15 protein-coding genes are annotated in these 16,178 nt (G+C 54.4%); all 15 read right to left on the bottom strand.

All coding sequences use genetic code 11. The features are described from left to right. Positions 1-122: 122 nt before the first annotated feature. A complete protein-coding gene (locus OGM60_05300; protein ID UYI98324.1) occupies positions 123-422 on the bottom strand; it encodes a nucleotidyltransferase domain-containing protein in 300 nt (99 codons plus the stop codon). A 28-nt stretch (positions 423-450) separates the two neighbouring features. Beyond that, positions 451-732, bottom strand: coding sequence for a hypothetical protein (locus OGM60_05295; protein UYI98323.1), 282 nt, complete (start codon positions 730-732; stop codon positions 451-453). A gap of 81 nt (positions 733-813) precedes the next feature. Beyond that, positions 814-1,908 carry a hypothetical protein gene (locus OGM60_05290; GenBank protein ID UYI98322.1) on the bottom strand — a complete coding sequence of 365 codons (1,095 nt, stop codon included), beginning with the start codon at positions 1,906-1,908 and terminating at the stop codon, positions 814-816. A 216-nt stretch (positions 1,909-2,124) separates the two neighbouring features. Then, on the bottom strand, positions 2,125-2,493 hold the full coding sequence (locus OGM60_05285) for a DUF86 domain-containing protein (GenBank protein UYI98321.1): 369 nt from the start codon (positions 2,491-2,493) through the stop codon (positions 2,125-2,127). Beyond that, positions 2,480-2,779, bottom strand: coding sequence for a nucleotidyltransferase domain-containing protein (locus tag OGM60_05280; GenBank protein UYI98320.1), 300 nt, complete (start codon positions 2,777-2,779; stop codon positions 2,480-2,482). The genes OGM60_05285 and OGM60_05280 overlap by 14 nt, the downstream gene beginning before the upstream one ends. A gap of 246 nt (positions 2,780-3,025) precedes the next feature. Then, on the bottom strand, positions 3,026-3,616 hold the full coding sequence (locus tag OGM60_05275) for a hypothetical protein (protein UYI98319.1): 591 nt from the start codon (positions 3,614-3,616) through the stop codon (positions 3,026-3,028). Positions 3,617-3,968: 352 nt separating this feature from the next. After that, positions 3,969-5,363, bottom strand: coding sequence for a TIR domain-containing protein (locus OGM60_05270; GenBank protein ID UYI98318.1), 1,395 nt, complete (start codon positions 5,361-5,363; stop codon positions 3,969-3,971). 103 nt (positions 5,364-5,466) lie between these two features. Then, complete coding sequence (locus OGM60_05265) at positions 5,467-5,838, bottom strand: hypothetical protein (protein UYI98317.1); 372 nt, start codon at positions 5,836-5,838, stop codon at positions 5,467-5,469. Between the two features lie 496 nt (positions 5,839-6,334). Then, complete coding sequence (locus OGM60_05260) at positions 6,335-9,964, bottom strand: hypothetical protein (protein UYI98316.1); 3,630 nt, start codon at positions 9,962-9,964, stop codon at positions 6,335-6,337. 335 nt (positions 9,965-10,299) lie between these two features. Beyond that, entirely contained in the window at positions 10,300-11,559 is a 1,260-nt protein-coding gene (locus OGM60_05255; protein ID UYI98315.1) for a nucleotide sugar dehydrogenase, read from the bottom strand. A 162-nt stretch (positions 11,560-11,721) separates the two neighbouring features. Further along, positions 11,722-12,261: an acyltransferase gene (locus tag OGM60_05250; protein UYI98314.1), complete on the bottom strand. Its 540-nt coding sequence runs from the start codon at positions 12,259-12,261 to the stop codon at positions 11,722-11,724. 170 nt (positions 12,262-12,431) lie between these two features. Further along, the gene (locus OGM60_05245; protein ID UYI98313.1) at positions 12,432-12,917 is read right to left on the bottom strand and encodes a hypothetical protein; all 486 of its coding nucleotides are present in this window, start codon (positions 12,915-12,917) and stop codon (positions 12,432-12,434) included. 78 nt (positions 12,918-12,995) lie between these two features. Then, entirely contained in the window at positions 12,996-14,204 is a 1,209-nt protein-coding gene (locus OGM60_05240; protein ID UYI98312.1) for a glycosyltransferase, read from the bottom strand. Positions 14,205-14,208: 4 nt separating this feature from the next. Then, positions 14,209-15,198 carry a hypothetical protein gene (locus OGM60_05235; protein UYI98311.1) on the bottom strand — a complete coding sequence of 330 codons (990 nt, stop codon included), beginning with the start codon at positions 15,196-15,198 and terminating at the stop codon, positions 14,209-14,211. 3 nt (positions 15,199-15,201) lie between these two features. After that, positions 15,202-15,951, bottom strand: coding sequence for a hypothetical protein (locus OGM60_05230; protein UYI98310.1), 750 nt, complete (start codon positions 15,949-15,951; stop codon positions 15,202-15,204). Positions 15,952-16,178 lie beyond the last annotated feature (227 nt).

Raw genomic sequence — 16,178 nt, 5'->3', positions numbered from 1 at the left:
AGCGACCGGACTCCCTTGCTGCAAAGAATGCGTCACCTTCGCGGATGGCCTCGAGGGTCTCCGGGTTGGGTTCTTTGGAAGGAAAAGTTTGAGGGCTAGTATTCGCAAGCTCCCCGTCCTGTTTACAGCACTTCATAGATGCGCACCTCTTCCTGTTCGATGCTTTTGCGGAAGGTCGGGCGCATGTGCTCTGGTGGGTTGGTGACGATATCGACCTTTCGCCCAAGTTCTTTCTCAAGCTCATGGGAGATTTCGTAAAGCGTGCCGAACGTCATGGTGTTGCCGCAGACTAGGCGCAAGTCAATATCGCTATCGGGCGTTTGCTCGCCTCGGGCAAACGAGCCAAATAAATATGCTTCGCTGACGTCGTATTGAGCCAGTACGCGGGAGACCGCGGTGGATATGTCGGTAGGCGAAATCATGGGTTATTTACCGTTCAACAGTAGAACGTCAGAGGGCCAGCGCCGAAACCGCCGGTCCGGCTTTTTGGCGTTCGGCGAGCTCGAAGATAAACGGGGCGTTTGATATGATAAATTCTATCAAGAAATTGAGGTCATCAGCAGTAAATCCTTCGACGTTGAACCATTTGACCACAGGCAAGAAGCATTCCGCATGGTCAAAGCCAAAGTCAACCGGGCGCTCGACGGCTACGCGAACGGTTCCATCTTCTCTTGTCTCTGAGTAGGCAACCTGGGTGCCATCATCAAGCTGAACGTATCTCCAAAATGACAAAAGCAACGCTTCCTTGCCGAAAGCGTTGCCCTTAAAGCTCCTACAGAGCTTTTGTATTGCTGCCAGGTGCGTCGTACCGCATCAGCAGCGGTATGCGGTGCTCAGAAGCACTGTCCCCAGCAGGAATAGCGTTAAGGAGGCAGCTATCCAGTGGTTGTCGCCGGTCTTGGGAAGCGCCGATGTTGTTGCCATAGTGGATTTGGACTTGGTCGTCTTGCTGATTGTTGTCTTGGTGGCCGTTGTCTTGGGCGACGTAGCCGCGGGTTTCACCGCAGGATCCGTCGCCGGTCTCGCACCGGGTTGACCTGCAGCAGGGTCGGCGCCACCAGTAGGCTCGCCCGTGCCATCCCCCGGCACCTCGCCGCCGGGCGACTCAGTCTCCCCCGCCGGTGCGGTGGCGCCAGCGGGCTCGATCATCACATGCGTGGCAACGGCCCCGTCAGCATCCACCACGCTGGCAGCGCCAAAGGCCCCGCCTACGGGCGTCGCAAAGTGCGCAGCCACGAGCGACCCACGATCGCAGGCAACGCCGGCATCCGTACCGGTTGCATCCAGCCAGGACGCGTCCACGACAAGCGTCTCGCTCGCAACGTCAGCCCCAAACCCCTCGTCGAGCAAGCGCACGCCATAAAAGCGCAAGCCCGCATCGGTTCCCGCGCCTACAGCAGTAAGGTGCCCGCCGGCGCGTACGGTCAAGCTACCTGCGGCAATACCGGCCACCGTCTGGTCAATAACGCCTGCCCCGTCGGCCCTGGCATCGACCGTGCAGCCGTCCACCACCAGCGCCTGGGCCACATGGATCCCGCATTGCGAACCCGTCGCCGTGAGCGAGCCCGAGCCGCGAAGCGTAAGGTTTCCCCACACCTCCATGCCGCTCATGGAAATGTCCGCATCGGGCGCATGCGTCTCGACCACGGAGTTTTGCCCCACAAGCGTCACTACCAAGTCGCCGTCGGCGCCGATGGCTTCGCCCGTATAGCCGGTGAGTTCCAGACGTTCGGCCTCGGTCCAAGCCCACCCGGGACCCGACACACCTGGCTCGTAGTACGTGGAGCCCGCAATGAACAGGCTGTCCGCGCCCGCGGCATAAGAAGGCCCGCCCAGCAAAACGCATAGGCAGGCCATGACAGTAAATAGGATGTAGTGTCGGCTAGTGTGGAACGCGGCAGTAAACATAACCGCTCCGATCTTCGCAGGAGCCAATGGAGACTGCGCCAGGAAATTACCTGGTAGCAGCATTTATTAGTGTAGCGAGATCGGGCAAGGGGCAACGAGGAAACCTGCGATCGAACCCCCGAAATTAAGTGTAAATCGTTTTGCCAGTCGGTGAAAGGAGGCCATGTTCGACGAAGCTCCGTAGACTGTCGAGGACAACGTGCCACCAAGGAAGCATTAGCTCTGATGCTCCTTAAAGATTCGCAAAGCTTTCTCTAGCTCGGGAATATCATCGACGATTACTTTCCAAGCAAGGGATCGATCAACCTCACGATAACCATGAGCTACGAAGTTGCGAAAACCCCTAATATCATTCCAAGGGTACTCCGGAAAAGCTGATTGGACCTCATCAGAAAGATGGAGCGCATCCTCGGCTATTCTGTAAACAGGGCTCATGATTGCGTCGTAGGCAAGTTCGCCTTCCTCGCTTCTATCGCAAACAAAGGAACTCTCCGTAGAGCCAAAATGGTCGATACGTTTAGTCAGCGTCTCGCAATCAGACAAGATGACATCGATGAGCTCAGTGTCACGCTTACGCCGCCTCATAGAGACACACCTCATCCTGTTCAATGTTTTTGCGAAAAGCCGGACGCATGTGCTCGGGCGGATTGGTTACAATCTCAACCTCTCGCCCGAGTTCCTCTTCGAGTTCAAGGGAGAGTTCGTATAGCGTGCCAAATGTCATGCTGTCTCCGCAAACAAGACGCAGGTCAATATCGCTATCTGGTGTCTGTTCGCCACGGGCAAAAGAGCCGAACAGATAGGCTTCACGGACGTCATAACGAGACAGTACGCGAGAAACAGCAGCTGATATGTCGACAAGAGTAATCATGTCTTAATTCTACTTTTCGATTGTATGGAAGGCAATCGCCATGCGGCTGCTCCACGGCTCTGCAGTTGGATAGGATGCGAAAAGCTCAGCAATATTTTTATGGAAGGTGGGGCGCATATGCTAGGGCGGATTGGTGACGATATCGCCGTTGCCGTTTAAGTACAAGCAGCAGACACGACTCCCCTAAGCCAATTTGTCGCAATAGAATCACCATAAGACGCATTTAACGGGGAAGGCGACCCATCCTTAGTAAAGCTTGTCGCCAGCGGCCTCAAGCGCCTTTATTGCCGTGCGCTTTAACTCAATGAGGCTCTCATAGCCGCTTGTAGACAGTGGAACTATACGCACGTTGAATGCATCGCCGTACTTGAAGTCGGCGTACACATCACAATTACCTCTTCCAAGAAACTGAAGAGCTGCCCGGTCAATCGCCTTTGCGCTTTGGCCTACGTAGTACAGATCTTTGGTTGCATTATGAACGATGAATATGCCTGTAACCTCGCCTTGTTGTACCAGAGCCTTTCGCTGAGACATAAACTCTTCAGCACTTGCGGTGAACTGCGAACCATCTTCCAGGAGAGATTGACGTAGATATATTAGCTCCTTTTGCTGCCTCGACGCGGTCGAGACCAACAGCAGACCATCGATAAACAAGAACAACCCAAGAAATATAAACGGGAAAGACGGCACGCGATTTACACCAACGCTAAGCAGCCAAGCCAAAAATGGACCCCCGAGTGTAATGAGGAGCCCAATAACACAGACGAGCTTTCCAACTGCAATAAGCCTTTTCGGAGGGGCTGAAGCAACGGCCTTGACCTGGTAATAATTTCTCATAGTGGTCTCCAGTGATACGGGCAAAGGGTTTTAAATAAACCAATTTAGAAACTGCTTGAGCTGACTAACATAATACAGCTTGATTTATAAGTACTTTATGGTGCGATGCCAATTACGTGGGAGTATGAGGGCCCCTTCAAGAGGAGATGACCTGTCGGTTTGACAAGCGCGCCGCAGGTCAAAGTGTACTAAACCTCGACGAAGACTCGGATAAGACGACTCTTTGACCAGGCTAAATTATCGAAATGGTGGCGAATTAGCCGTTATTCGGATCGTGAGATAAGCGTTACGAATACTTGGCCTGATACGCTGAAAAAGCTGAGAGCAACACCATACAAAATAGACCAAGTGCCTAGCTAGCACCGTTATTCATAAATACTTCTATCAGTCGATCTTTTACGTCTGCGACAATAGAGCTGAAAAATGACGGGGGAAGCAACTGCTCCAATGCAACACACTGAACAACACCTTGGGTGTTGCGAGCGACTTCCCCTGCGAGCATACTTCTATCAATCGCGCCAGCGCTAGACGAATTAGCAAAATCCTCGATTTGCCTAATCCCTTCCCGATATTCAACGTTCTTAATCATGTCAATAATTTCGTCTCTTATGAAACCCACTGGCAAGGAAGCCTTTGTTACCCGCATATTTCCGTTAATACCGCTGTATCTGAAATTGGTGCTTTTTGTTTTTCTGTAGTCCGGAAGATCGTCATCGCTCTTGTAACCTCTTAGTTCGCTTCTAATCCAACCTTCCAAAGGCTTATTTTGAGTTTCTTTTGCAAGTACAAGCGCACGATACAGAGACTTTTCCAAGGAAACCCTATCTTCAACTAGATCGGCAAGAGTCGTATTCTCGTCTGCTGATTCAATGGAACTCATCTCTTCAGAGCTTAGCGGAGTAATGGCGAAGCAAGATTCCAAAAAGGAGTCTCTATCATGCTCCCAAGTACTTTCGTTGATTTGTTGTTTTCCAAAGAAAAGAAGTAAGTCGTTCTTCAGACTATTGAGATCGTACCTTACGTTGTCGCTATCAAGACAAAGAGCAAGAGAGTCGGGCCCCACCACTCCTTTCAGTTTAGCGGGACTCATTCCAGGAAGAAGGATCGGAATGGACTTTGAACCCTGGACCCATGCCGCACCCATTTCATTTAGTGAAGCCGGACTGGAGTAGTAGTTGTCTTTTGAAATTACGAACAGAACAAAGAGCTCATAGTCCTTAAAACAGCCTTTCAAGAACTCATAGATATTCTTTCCGAGCGGAATACCGTATCCAGGATAAGAGGAGCAGAAAACATCCTTATCCGTAAAGCCGATTTTGCGAAGCAGGTCAACAAGTGAAGCAACATATTCGGAATCTTTTGTTGAATGACTAATGAAGATAAGCTTTTGCCTGATTTGCGTCGGAATGTCGTAGGGGCTGGCGGACGAATTAAACCATCCTTTGTTATTCTCAATGGTGCGCATGATGTGAGGAAGTCGTCTCATATTGTCTTCATGCGTGTCAACATTGAAGACGAATTCGTTGCTCCTGATACTGTCAATATTCTTTTCATACCATGAAGCAATTTCCCTGCATGCATACAGCACCCCATCCATGTCTTTTGTTTCTAATGACTCCGTCAATAGTTTCCTGGTGGAAGAAATGGGTGCGTCGCTGGTATATTTGTCTATTGATGCGGAAATGCCATTTAGCTGTGACCTTAGAATTGCATAGTTTGGGATTTCTTGAAAATCAGAATCGTTCACGATGGTTACCTTACTTCCCTGCTCAGGGTCATATTACGTCTTTATCCTTGGCTTGGGCAATGTCCTAGCGGGGCCATGTCGAGCTTGCTGTCGTTCTCGCACGTCATTCTTTCCGCCTCCTAGTTAGCACATCGTACGGGTTGGCTTCCGCCGGCGATCCGGGTTTTACCTTCCTCTGCTCGTCTGACCCCTTCAGCATACCCTTACTCGTCTTTAACGAGGCACCTGTAAGCGTGTCCTCGAGCACTTTGGCGACTAGATTCAGGTTCTCCTCGGAGTCCATCAGGCCCGCTTCCTTGAGCCAGGGCATTGGGGCCGGGATGGCTGAGACAATCGCTGCATCCTTCGGTTCAAGGCGGCGCTTCCTGGCGATTAGGTTTGGGCACTTGGCCTGCTTTCTCTCGGGCGTGCAGGACTCATAGGGCGAGGAAACGACCTTGCCGACGTCGTAGTGCCACGCCGCCGTCGCCCTCATCCAACGAGCATTTCCTTGCTAGCGATGTCGCCGGAGCGCCTCTCCGGGTCGATAGACAGCCGGGCAGCGAGGACGTCCCCTACTGTGTACTCGGCTAGCCGCCCTTCACGAATCTCTATGCTAGCGAACCTCTCCAGCCTCGAAAGACCGTACCGCTCGGCGTGGCACATCGAGGACCCTGACTTTCGCACTGACAGCAAATCGGCCGAGAATGACCACATCTGCGACTCCGGGCTTAGTCCCGTGGCGCCAGCATGAACGTAGAGGCCGTCGCTCTATTCAGTCACCTGACCCGGGAGAGCGTCGCGATTGCGGCCCTCTCGTTTCTCAAAAGGCTCTCCAGGACTGTGTTCCTCTGGTTCATGAGAAGACTGGCGATGGGTCCCTATTCTGTAAAACGCAGGAAAACCAGTAAACTCACGATCGGTTTCATAACTGAGAGGGCAGCTCGCGCTCCGGCGAATACCTGAGAACCCCCAAAGCGCGCACCAAGACGCTAAAATGGGTGAAGGAACTCGTCAACCTCAGCGTATTCTATGCGTCGCTTCACCGAGGCTATCGCGTCTTCCAAAACCATACGATGCCTTATCAGGGCAGCTCCGGGCAAATTTTCGATCGCCTCTTCAATGAAGTCAATCTTCCCTTGAAGAAGAGGGATTTCGCTCCCACTCCACGATGCGCCGAAGGAAGACATGATTAAAGGCACCTTTTCGAGTTCTTCTGGGCTAAGTCCCTCTTGGCACAGTAAAACTATGTACTTGACCTTCAGATTCTTGGGTAACTCCATTGCAACATCTGGCAGATGGTCGGCAAGTTTCCCGTCACGCACCGAACGCGATGCCAGCCAAGACACGACAGCATCGCCGCGATGCTCAATAGCGTAATTAAGAAAATGCTTCAAAGCGAAAGGCTTCACCATGCGCTGTAGATTTACCTCAAACCCTTCTATAGCTTTCCATGTTCCGTCGGTTGCGGCCTCGCCGTTCTCCTCCTTCCAAGTTGCCTTGCCCAATTGTTCCATCGCGTAAGTCGCATTGAACTCCATGAGCACGGGCATTGCCCTCTCGGGGAATTGACCATCGTTGGCGACGATAAAACGAAGAAGATCCTCATTCCAATGGGGGCTCGTTCCGCTTACGTCATTAAGCAAGATTTCTTCCGCAAGGCGCAACATTGCGGGCTTGGAGACAAACGCCTTCTGCTCGGCATTGTTGATGTTGCTGGGAAGAAGCCTGCAAAAGCCGTACGAACCCCTGTCCAGCTTCTGCAGGACGCCGGCCACATATCTAGCGAAAAAGCCCGAAGCTGCAGAGTCGATCTCCATCGCCACCTCATACGAAATTGTTTCGCCGTACTCCTCGGCTCCCCCCTCGATATCCCTTGCCAAATCGGGACTGAATCCGAACTTCTTAAACCGGACTTCGTCCATCCAACTTAGCCATTCGGGAATCTCATTCTCCTGTCGTTTCAGGGCAAGACCGCGAACCCGATCGATGCCGAATAGGTCAATCCAGCGAATTAGCAAATCGTCCGGAAGCGCATACAAGGGGATATCAGAGAGAATGATCGAGCCTGCGCGTTCGATCAAAGTGTCAGCACCAAGAATCATGACGTTCCTCAGGATTGGGTAAGGAACGTAAGTTGAGCTCTGCCGGCCGGCAGAGCACACAATCGAGATTGCCGACACCAGTTCTGCCGAGCTAGCTGTTTGAACAAGCTCGGTCAGTTCCCCCGAGATAACATGTCCAGGGGAATCGTCAAAGAAAATCCGGGCTGCGATCCGTACTTCGGGCGACGTGGAGAGGAACGGGAGCCCCTCTCTGGCGATGACGCCTTGGGATATGAGCTCTTTCTCCAATTGGACAAACCCAGGTAAGCCGCAAATCTCAATCGACTCGATTTGGGAAACATATCCTTTATATAACTCCTCCAGGGTCTCTTTCCACAACCGACCAGCCCCGTCGTCACCATCGAAACCCCGAACACCTGCAATCACCGTATCGCAAAGCCGGCTCAACTTCGAACAGCCTCTGAGCTCCTTGAGGCAGGCGATCGCACGCCTTCGCAAGCCGATCATCGCCTCGGTGTAGACGTGGTTTCCATGGATGAACGTGACCTTGTTTCCCTCCATCCTTGTCGGGCCGTCGTACGTTGCCGCCAGTAAAGTCTCAACATAATAGGCAAGTAGAACCCCGTACCTATCCTCCTTTGTTTTGCGAAACTCACACGCAAGGCGTTCGAGGACCTCATTCTCGTATCGAAACCCGTTCGAATGCGAGTTCTCGTTGAAGCACATGCTCTTCGTGAGTGTCTGCTTTGCCTCCCCTGGAGGCAGAATGTTCTTCTCCAACGCCATGAAGAACAGCTCTTCCGGCTCGCTGAATTTAGGGGCATGCAGAAAGGACGCGAGCGATTTGAGGATATGAGATTTCGGAGAGTTGAATCCACGGCTCTTGTCGAATTTGAAGTCAAGGTAATCGTAGTTTCCAGGTTCGCAGCCCTCGATTGCTTCGAGAATGTGGCCAAGGCCCTTCTCGCCGAGAAGGATATGGTATTCCTCCACCATCCTCCATCGCGTCTCATTATTCGCTGACGACCAAATGTCGACCAGTTGCGATTTCAAGGAGGAGACAAGCTCGTCACTGAAGAAATTGTTCACAAGGGTGTCGACAACCCTGGGGCATAGTGTATTGCCGCACTCCAACTCGTTGATATCGAAAAGAGACAAGCTTTTCTCGGCTATGAAAGCCTGGTAGAGCAAATAATCCCTCAAAACCTGTTCGCCCGGCGCTACCGCCACCATGTCCTGACATGCATCCACCAGTTCGTCGTGGCACAGAGTGGCGCAAGCATCGACGTATCTGTTATGAGAAATCCCAAACTTGGCAAGCAGCTTATCCAGGTCTTTGTTTCCCTCTACCCTGTGCGCGTCCAAAACCGAGACGATTGTCGCCGCCCTTTTGGCGTCACCGCCCAGGCTAGAAGCCTTCTCTCCGTAGCAAGCCTCTATGAGGCTCGGCATCGTAGAGAATACCTCGATCCCACGTTCCTTAGCGACCTCGGCCGCCGCGCAGGCCAAGCGCATGTTACCCCTCGACAAGCGGATAATATCCGCTGAGGCTCTTCCTTTCGCGATACCAAATCCATTCTCGACCACGCTTAGGGCCGTCTCCTCGTCAAGCGGATTGACCTTATAGAGGTAAGGCTTGCAGAACTTTGAAACGGAGTTGTTCACGAACCCGAACGCATAATTTCTTACGGTCATAAGGACCTTTATATTGCCCCTGTTAGACACGAAGTTCGCAAACCCTTCGAGGCCAGTGAGTTCGTTGGCATCATCGAGCAGAATTATAGAAGGGTCCTCTTTGGGGACATCATTCGCTAAATCGTTCCAAATGGGCAACTTGTTCGATAGAATGACAAGTGGATATGCTCCGCTACAGTCTGCAAAACGACGCAGGGCCTCTACGCAGAGCCTGGTCTTCCCGCATCCAGGGCGCCCATGCACCAAGATAAACTGATACTCTTCGAGCGCAGCGAGAAGCTCGTTAATCTCTTTATCCCTGCCAAGCAAATCGACCTTCAGAGTAGAGGCGAAGCTGTTCTTTTCAACTGCGGATTCGAATTCGTCCGGGGACATAATTTGCCCAGTACCCACCTCGATGCCCAGATGCTCTCTCGCAAGATTTGGGTACCGACGTGCCAACAAGCTCGCCATTTCATCCGTGCCCACAAGCTCAACGCGATCGTCAATGCCTCTTAGATAGCTGAGGTCAGAACTGTCTAGCCTTCGACATGAATGTGCGATGACTATCTTGACCAGCTGCCCAGATTCGAGTTCTATTCTTTCGGTCTCCAGGCACTTCCTAATATCTTTTTCGATTTTATTCTTCGCTTCAGCTCTATCCGGATAATGGCCGCATTCGAGATAGGCGTATTTGTTGTGAGGCAAAAGCCAGATTGTGTCAGGCGTCCCCGGGGCCGTTGCCGCCGAGCGGGCGGCAGACCCCCTGTGTACGGGCTTATCATATCTAAAATGCTGCGTAAGCAATTCCTGGGCGAGGTTCTGAAAGGCAGCAGGATCGAGCCTGGCGATTCTTTCCCTGATTTCAATTTCTCTGCTCATCAAAGTTGTACGCTCCTCCGTTTTCTATGGCAATCCAAACGTCCTTGGCTAAAGGCCGCCTCAAACCGCCACGGCAAGCTTGATGATATGACATACGCCACATTGGCGAGAAGACGATCGTCGATAGGGAAGCAATTCCGTTTGCGGCTCACGCGTCACTCCTTATCGTGCACACCGTAGAACAAATGGCATTGGGTTTAATCCGCAGTGACTGTGAGTGTGTTTAGCGAGAATAACTGGGCACGGGGTGTATCGGCGCAGCCGATACACCCCGTGCCCAAATTAGTTTCTACTTATAGATTGTGGCCGCCCCGACCCAGGCGGCCATCTGTCCCCTAGTCCCGCTTAAACAGATCCCTCGTGTAGACCTTGTCCGCCACGTCCGCGAGCTCGTCGCTCCAGCGGTTGGCGACGATCACGTCGCAGCCGGCCTTGAAGGCCTCCAGGTCGTGCGTGACCTCGGAACCGAAGAACTCCGGTGCGTCCAGCGTGGGCTCGTAGACCACCACGGGCACGCCCTTGGCCTTCACGCGCTTCATGACGCCCTGGATGGAGCTCGCACGGAAGTTGTCGGAGTTGGACTTCATCGTCAGGCGGTACACGCCCACGACCGGCTTCGGCTTGCCCTCGTACACGCGGTCCCACACCATCTGCAGCACCTCGTCGGCGACGAAGTCCTTGCGGGTGCGGTTGGCCTCCACGATGGCCTCGATCAGGTTCTGGGGCACGTCCTTGTAGTTGGCCAGCAGCTGCTTGGTGTCCTTGGGCAGGCAGTAACCGCCGTAGCCGAAGCTGGGGTTGTTATAGTGGCTGCCGATGCGCGGCTCCAGGCACACACCGTCGATGACGTCGCGGGTGTTGAGGCCGCGGACCTCGCAGTAGGTGTCGAGCTCGTTAAAGTAGGCCACGCGAAGCGCCAGGTAGGTGTTGGCGAAGAGCTTGACGGCCTCGGCCTCGGTGGTGCCCAGCACGAGTTCCGGGATGCCCACGGTACCGTCGGCGTTCACGCGCTCCAGCTCGGCGGGGTCGGCGCCCTGTGCGAGAAGGCCGGCGAAGCGCTCGGCAGCCGCGACGGCGTCGGCGTCCTCCTTCGGCGCGCCCACCACGATGCGGCTGGGGTGCAGGTTGTCGTATAGAGCCTTGCTCTCGCGCAGGAACTCCGGGCTGAAGAAGATCTTGTCGTCGCCCAGCCTCTCGCGCAGGCCCGCGGTGTAGCCGACGGGGATGGTCGACTTGATGACGATCCAGGCGTCCGGGTTCACCGAGCGAACGGCGGCGATGGCCGCCTCGACGGAGCTCGTGTCGAAGAAGTTCCTGTCGCTGTCGTAGTTAGTGGGCGTGGCGATTACGGCGTAGTCGGCGCCCGTATACGCCTCTGCCACGTCGACGGTGGCGTTCAGGTCGAGCTCGCGCTCCCCCGCCTTGGCTTCCGCCAGGAAGCGCTCGATTTCGTCGTCCTGGATGGGCGACTCGAAGTTGTTGATCTTCTCGACCTTCTCGGGCACGATGTCCAGCGCGTGCACCTCGTTGTGCTGCGAGAGCAGGACGGCGAGGGACAGGCCGACGTAGCCGGTTCCGGCGACAGCAATCTTCATATCAATCTCCAATTGTCAAAGAACATTAATTCATACGAATTGTGACTACTTCAGCAGGTAATGGTTCATAAGTCACACCTGCACATTATTTAGATGACTCCAAGCCGCTCTTAAGCAGGGACGTAGGCTGGCAGCCCAGAATTACTATCTAAGGCTTCGATTTCAAACTGGATCCTTGGCGCAATATTCCAAAAATTCTTGAAAACTATCAAACTTGGGCTGAGATGTAAGGAATTCCTTTTTGAGCACATTTGGATCGACTCCGTTTAATGTGAAAAGCCCTGGACATTTATGAAGAGTTTCTTCGGAATGCGGGAAATAAAGCCATGCAAAAGCATTTGACATCTGATTAACGCTTGGCCAACAGCCATTACGTTTTTTAAACGCGCTCGCATAAGCAACGGCGCTCTCGAGTTCTCGCTCTTCCCGTTTCGAGGCAAATTCAGATAAAGAACAAACGAGTTTAGCTGGGTTGCCTGCAATTACAGAGTCTTCAGGCCATGATCCGGAGACAACCGCACCTGCGCCAATAATTGAATTTGCGCCAATATTGGAACCCATCAACACAATTGCGTGAGCGCCAATGAAGACGTTATCTCCAATGACCGTTTCTCTAGCCTCTCCGAAGTGCCCCCCCGACTGCAATACGACCGAGCGACTGTAGTCATGGCAGAGAATGTGCACATACCCGGTTACCTTCACGTACTTCCCAAACCGAAGCATGTGCGGTCGCTGTAGGTCGACGTTGATGGTCCGCGCGTCGAAGAAGTAGCACCCCTCGCCGACCTCGACGCCCCTGCGCCTAAGGTAGTCCGCGAACGCCTCAGACGAGTGGGTATGCGGATAGAGGATTCTCTTGATTAGCTCCTTTATCATTCAGGATCGCCTCCCTTGTAGTCGGGGTTTCCCTTGTCGCTGATCTTCTTGGCCGGTACCCCGCCGATGGAGATGCCCGGCTCGCCGAAGCTCTTATTCACAACGGCGTTCGCCCCCACGGCGATGCGGTCGGCCACCTCGATGCGCCCGAATAGCTTCGCACCAGACCCGATGTAGACGTCGTCGCCGATGATCGGAGCCTCATTGGGTACGCCAGCCCGCGTGCCGATGTTCACGTCCACGTGGATCCTGCAGTTTCTGCCGATGCACGCATAAGGGCTGACGACGATGGGGCCAACGTGCGCGATGCTGAGCCCGCTGCCGAAGACGTTGAGCGGGATTGAGAACCCGAGCCGAGCCTCCATACGCGCCAGCCGTAGCGAGAGGAACTTGCCCCAAAACACGGTGAGGGGCGTCTTTGGCCGGTTGTGCCAGTACTCCGACCGACGCAGCAACCGCTCGAACTTCCAGACGTAATCCACGGGACCGTGACGACCCCCCCCGTTCGAGCATCCTCTTGTCAGCTTCCATATAACGGCGCAGGTCTTCCTTGGTGCGAATCAATTCTCTCGCGCCACCTTGACGGCGTCTTCTAGGACGCCCTCGATAATCTTGTTTTGATGTCTGCGCGAGAACCGGTCGCGGTCGAGGTTCGGGTCAAGGCAGTCCAATCGCTCAGCCGCGATTTTTTCCACCGCAGCACGGACCTCATCACTCGTCGTGCAAACGAAGCTATTGGCAAAGCCCGAGAGCAACTTTGCGAGCGGTCCTTCGGGCGGTACCACCGCAACGACCGGCTTGTTCCAGAAGATGTAGTCGTAGATCTTGGTGCCCACGTCGTCAGGCGAGGTATCTTCTACCACGAAGAAATCGGCGTCCCCCAGGTGTGCCATGCCTGCTTGGTACTCCATCAATCCAAGATTCACATAACAAGCCGGGTCGATACCCTTGGACTCCATAACCCCTGCAATCCAGTCGTACTTTTTGCCGATGTGGACAAGCCCCGCATCAACGCCTTCCGCCCGCATCTCGCAGAGGGCGTCCAAGATAGCTGCCGCCTTGTCTTTGTCGTAATACATAAACTTGCCAAAGACGGCGGCGGTGAGGTCAAATGGCTTATCGCCACTTGGACGAATGGAGACGAGCCTGGCTTCGTCGAAGCCGTTGGTGGCGACGCTCGCTTTCGAGCCCAGGCCGTAGGCCCGCTCCATCGCCTCGAGGTCGATGCCGCTGATGCAAATGACGCGGTCGGCAAGACTCACCGCCCTGCGCTCGCGGCGCTTTATGAGCTTGCCATAGAGCCGCTTGAGCGCGTCTTTGGCCGCGCCGGCCCCGGAACCTGATACAATCGCAGGCCGATAGTTGATAGCTCCCAGGTCGCGGAAGTCCAGAACGTAGGGGATTCCCCAGCGCCCAATGATCGATGCTGCCTCCAGCGGGTAATACGGCCCGCAGGTATTGAGCACGACGTCGTAGTTCGCAGGGTCCACCAAGCTCGAAAGGGCTCGAGCGAACCGCTTGCCGTTCAGGTAATCGGCTACCAGCGGTGCGGTCGAATAGTCCAGATCGAAACGTATGGTCCGCACTCCGTCGGGCACGCTAGCAGTCAGCTCCTCGGGTGTGTTCTCGCGCAGCAGACCCTTTCGAGAGAGGCACAGCACAGTAACGGAATGGCCGTCAGAGACGAGCTGCGACGACAGGCTCACCATGCGAACAGAAGCAACCTCTGGGTTCGGGGCGAAGTAGGGGGCGATGATCAGTACGCGCATTGAGCTACCTCCCGGCTTTGCCAAGCGGCAGCTCAATGCCCTCGCCGAGCAACAGGTCGGTGCTCGCTGGGACCCAGTCGATCATGCCGCCGGCAGGAATGAAAGTCATCTCGCCGAACTTGACTGTCCCGTCGTCCAGACGGTACAGGTCGACGCGCACGAATGGCCAGCCTTCCGAGAGTGCACGGGCCACGTCGAGCATCTCGTCAAAATTCTCAGGACGCTCAATATTCTCAGTAATGAGAGCATGCTGAGAATATCGGAACGTCTGCTTATTCCATTCGTTGTCGAAATACGCCATGCGAAGGCCCGTTGCTCTGTCACAGAGGAATTGGGTATAGAGCGGCTCACCGTCGTAGCAATAAATCTTGTAGTCGTAAATGTCGCCGCCGGCGTTCTCCATGTATTCCTCGGCAAAGACCTTGGGCGCAATATGTTCGTATTGCAGCTCCATCATCTGGCCGTAGGCGTAGTTCTCACCCATCCATCCATCGACCTTGACCTTCGCATCGGCAAGGTCAAGGTTCGACTTGTCATGGACGATAATGTTGTAACCTGCGCCGTGATTGCACTTGAGAGCGAACCGGTCAGGCAGCGTGTCGAAATCAATTTCATCGAAGGAATCCCAAACGCCAAGCATTGGCACGACGTACTTCTCGCCAACCTTTTCGGCGACCCATTCGCGGGCGGTCACCTTGTCGATGAGGCGTGCCCTGAGGTCTGATTCCCCGTAAAGCTTGAGCCACTGCATCTTCTCGTCGAATGTCTTAGGATTGGAGAGGTCGAGCCTCCTTCCCGTGCCGCACATGAAGAGCCTCTCGAGCTCGGCAGCGCGCTCCGCCACCGACATGCCGGCATATAGCTCCTGCCTCTTCCTCATGCAGGGAAGGCTTCCGATCTGGCTGTGCGGTGCTCTTGCACGCTCGATAATATAGGCGAACCCGTATGTATCGACACTTGCCGCCAGACGCTTAAGCTTAGAGCTGATTGTCACAGTTTATTCCTCCTTAAGGGCACCCGCGCCGTTAATAGCCCGGACCCTGCACCATTCATTGTCGAGCAACCTCGCTGCATCGGGAAACTTCTCCAGTACCGCGCCAAACTGCTTCCAGAACAGCCTTTCCCCCTGATCGTTAACCTTGGTAAGCGCCTGCTCCTGCGACCCCTCCACATAGAAGAGCGCGGGCTCGCTGCCCCGCACCACGTTGCAGGGCAGACCCGCACGGGCCGCCATCAGCCAAAACCAAATGTCGTCGTTTGTTGGGGCGATCTTCATGAACAGCGATTCGTCCACCATCTCGGGGGGCAGTGGTGCGGGCGGATAGATAGCGCCACTGACCCCCGTCAGCTTATGGAGGTAGGTCGGAAACGGGTACACATCGTATCCGCCGGGAGAAGTGCGCCACTGACCCTCGTCCTTGTAGAACTTCGTCACCCGGTGACAATGCACCGCCCTAGGATTCTCCATATAGGCACGGTAAAGCTTTCCGGCCCAATGCGGGCCGTAGTAGATGTCATCGTCCGCCGTAATCACTGCGGCCCCCGGAAACTCGCGCAGCGTCGGTATGAGCTTCTTATATGAGCGCATGTCACTGCACCAGCGTATGTCGAGGCCATACCTCTTCAATCCGATCAGACTCTCCGGCAGATCGGCCTCGCCGCCCGGGTACTGCTCGCGCGCGAGCCAAAGTACCAGAACGTCAGGCTTACAGGTCTGCATGAGCAATGACTCGATAACGATATGCACAGTCCTCGTCCTCGCAGGAAACGTTGTTAGCGAGATTACGAGAGGAACCTCGTGGTGCTCGGCGGAGAGCCCGGAATACCCAGCCTCAGATGAGTGTTTCGACCAGCGCATCTTGTGGATAGTGGGGACTAGAGGTGCAACGGCCCTGTCCCGTGCCCATTTAGCAGATGGTCCAACTCCAACGTGTCGCAACGTTTGGATATGTTTCAGAATAGGCAAATTAGCTC

Source organism: Coriobacteriaceae bacterium, assembly GCA_025757745.1.
In the GTDB taxonomy this organism is placed as follows: domain Bacteria; phylum Actinomycetota; class Coriobacteriia; order Coriobacteriales; family Coriobacteriaceae; genus Collinsella.
The sequence above is the reverse complement of the archived record's forward strand: the minus strand, read 5'-3'. Positions and strand labels throughout refer to the sequence as shown.

Coding starts and splice junctions, on each gene's coding strand:
- OGM60_05300 (UYI98324.1), bottom strand. CDS start 422: ATGATTTCGCCTACCGACATATCCACCGCGGTCTCCCGCGTACTGGCT.
- OGM60_05290 (UYI98322.1), bottom strand. CDS start 1,908: ATGTTTACTGCCGCGTTCCACACTAGCCGACACTACATCCTATTTACT.
- OGM60_05285 (UYI98321.1), bottom strand. CDS start 2,493: ATGAGGCGGCGTAAGCGTGACACTGAGCTCATCGATGTCATCTTGTCT.
- OGM60_05280 (UYI98320.1), bottom strand. CDS start 2,779: ATGATTACTCTTGTCGACATATCAGCTGCTGTTTCTCGCGTACTGTCT.
- OGM60_05275 (UYI98319.1), bottom strand. CDS start 3,616: ATGAGAAATTATTACCAGGTCAAGGCCGTTGCTTCAGCCCCTCCGAAA.
- OGM60_05265 (UYI98317.1), bottom strand. CDS start 5,838: ATGAGGGCGACGGCGGCGTGGCACTACGACGTCGGCAAGGTCGTTTCC.
- OGM60_05260 (UYI98316.1), bottom strand. CDS start 9,964: ATGAGCAGAGAAATTGAAATCAGGGAAAGAATCGCCAGGCTCGATCCT.
- OGM60_05255 (UYI98315.1), bottom strand. CDS start 11,559: ATGAAGATTGCTGTCGCCGGAACCGGCTACGTCGGCCTGTCCCTCGCC.
- OGM60_05240 (UYI98312.1), bottom strand. CDS start 14,204: ATGCGCGTACTGATCATCGCCCCCTACTTCGCCCCGAACCCAGAGGTT.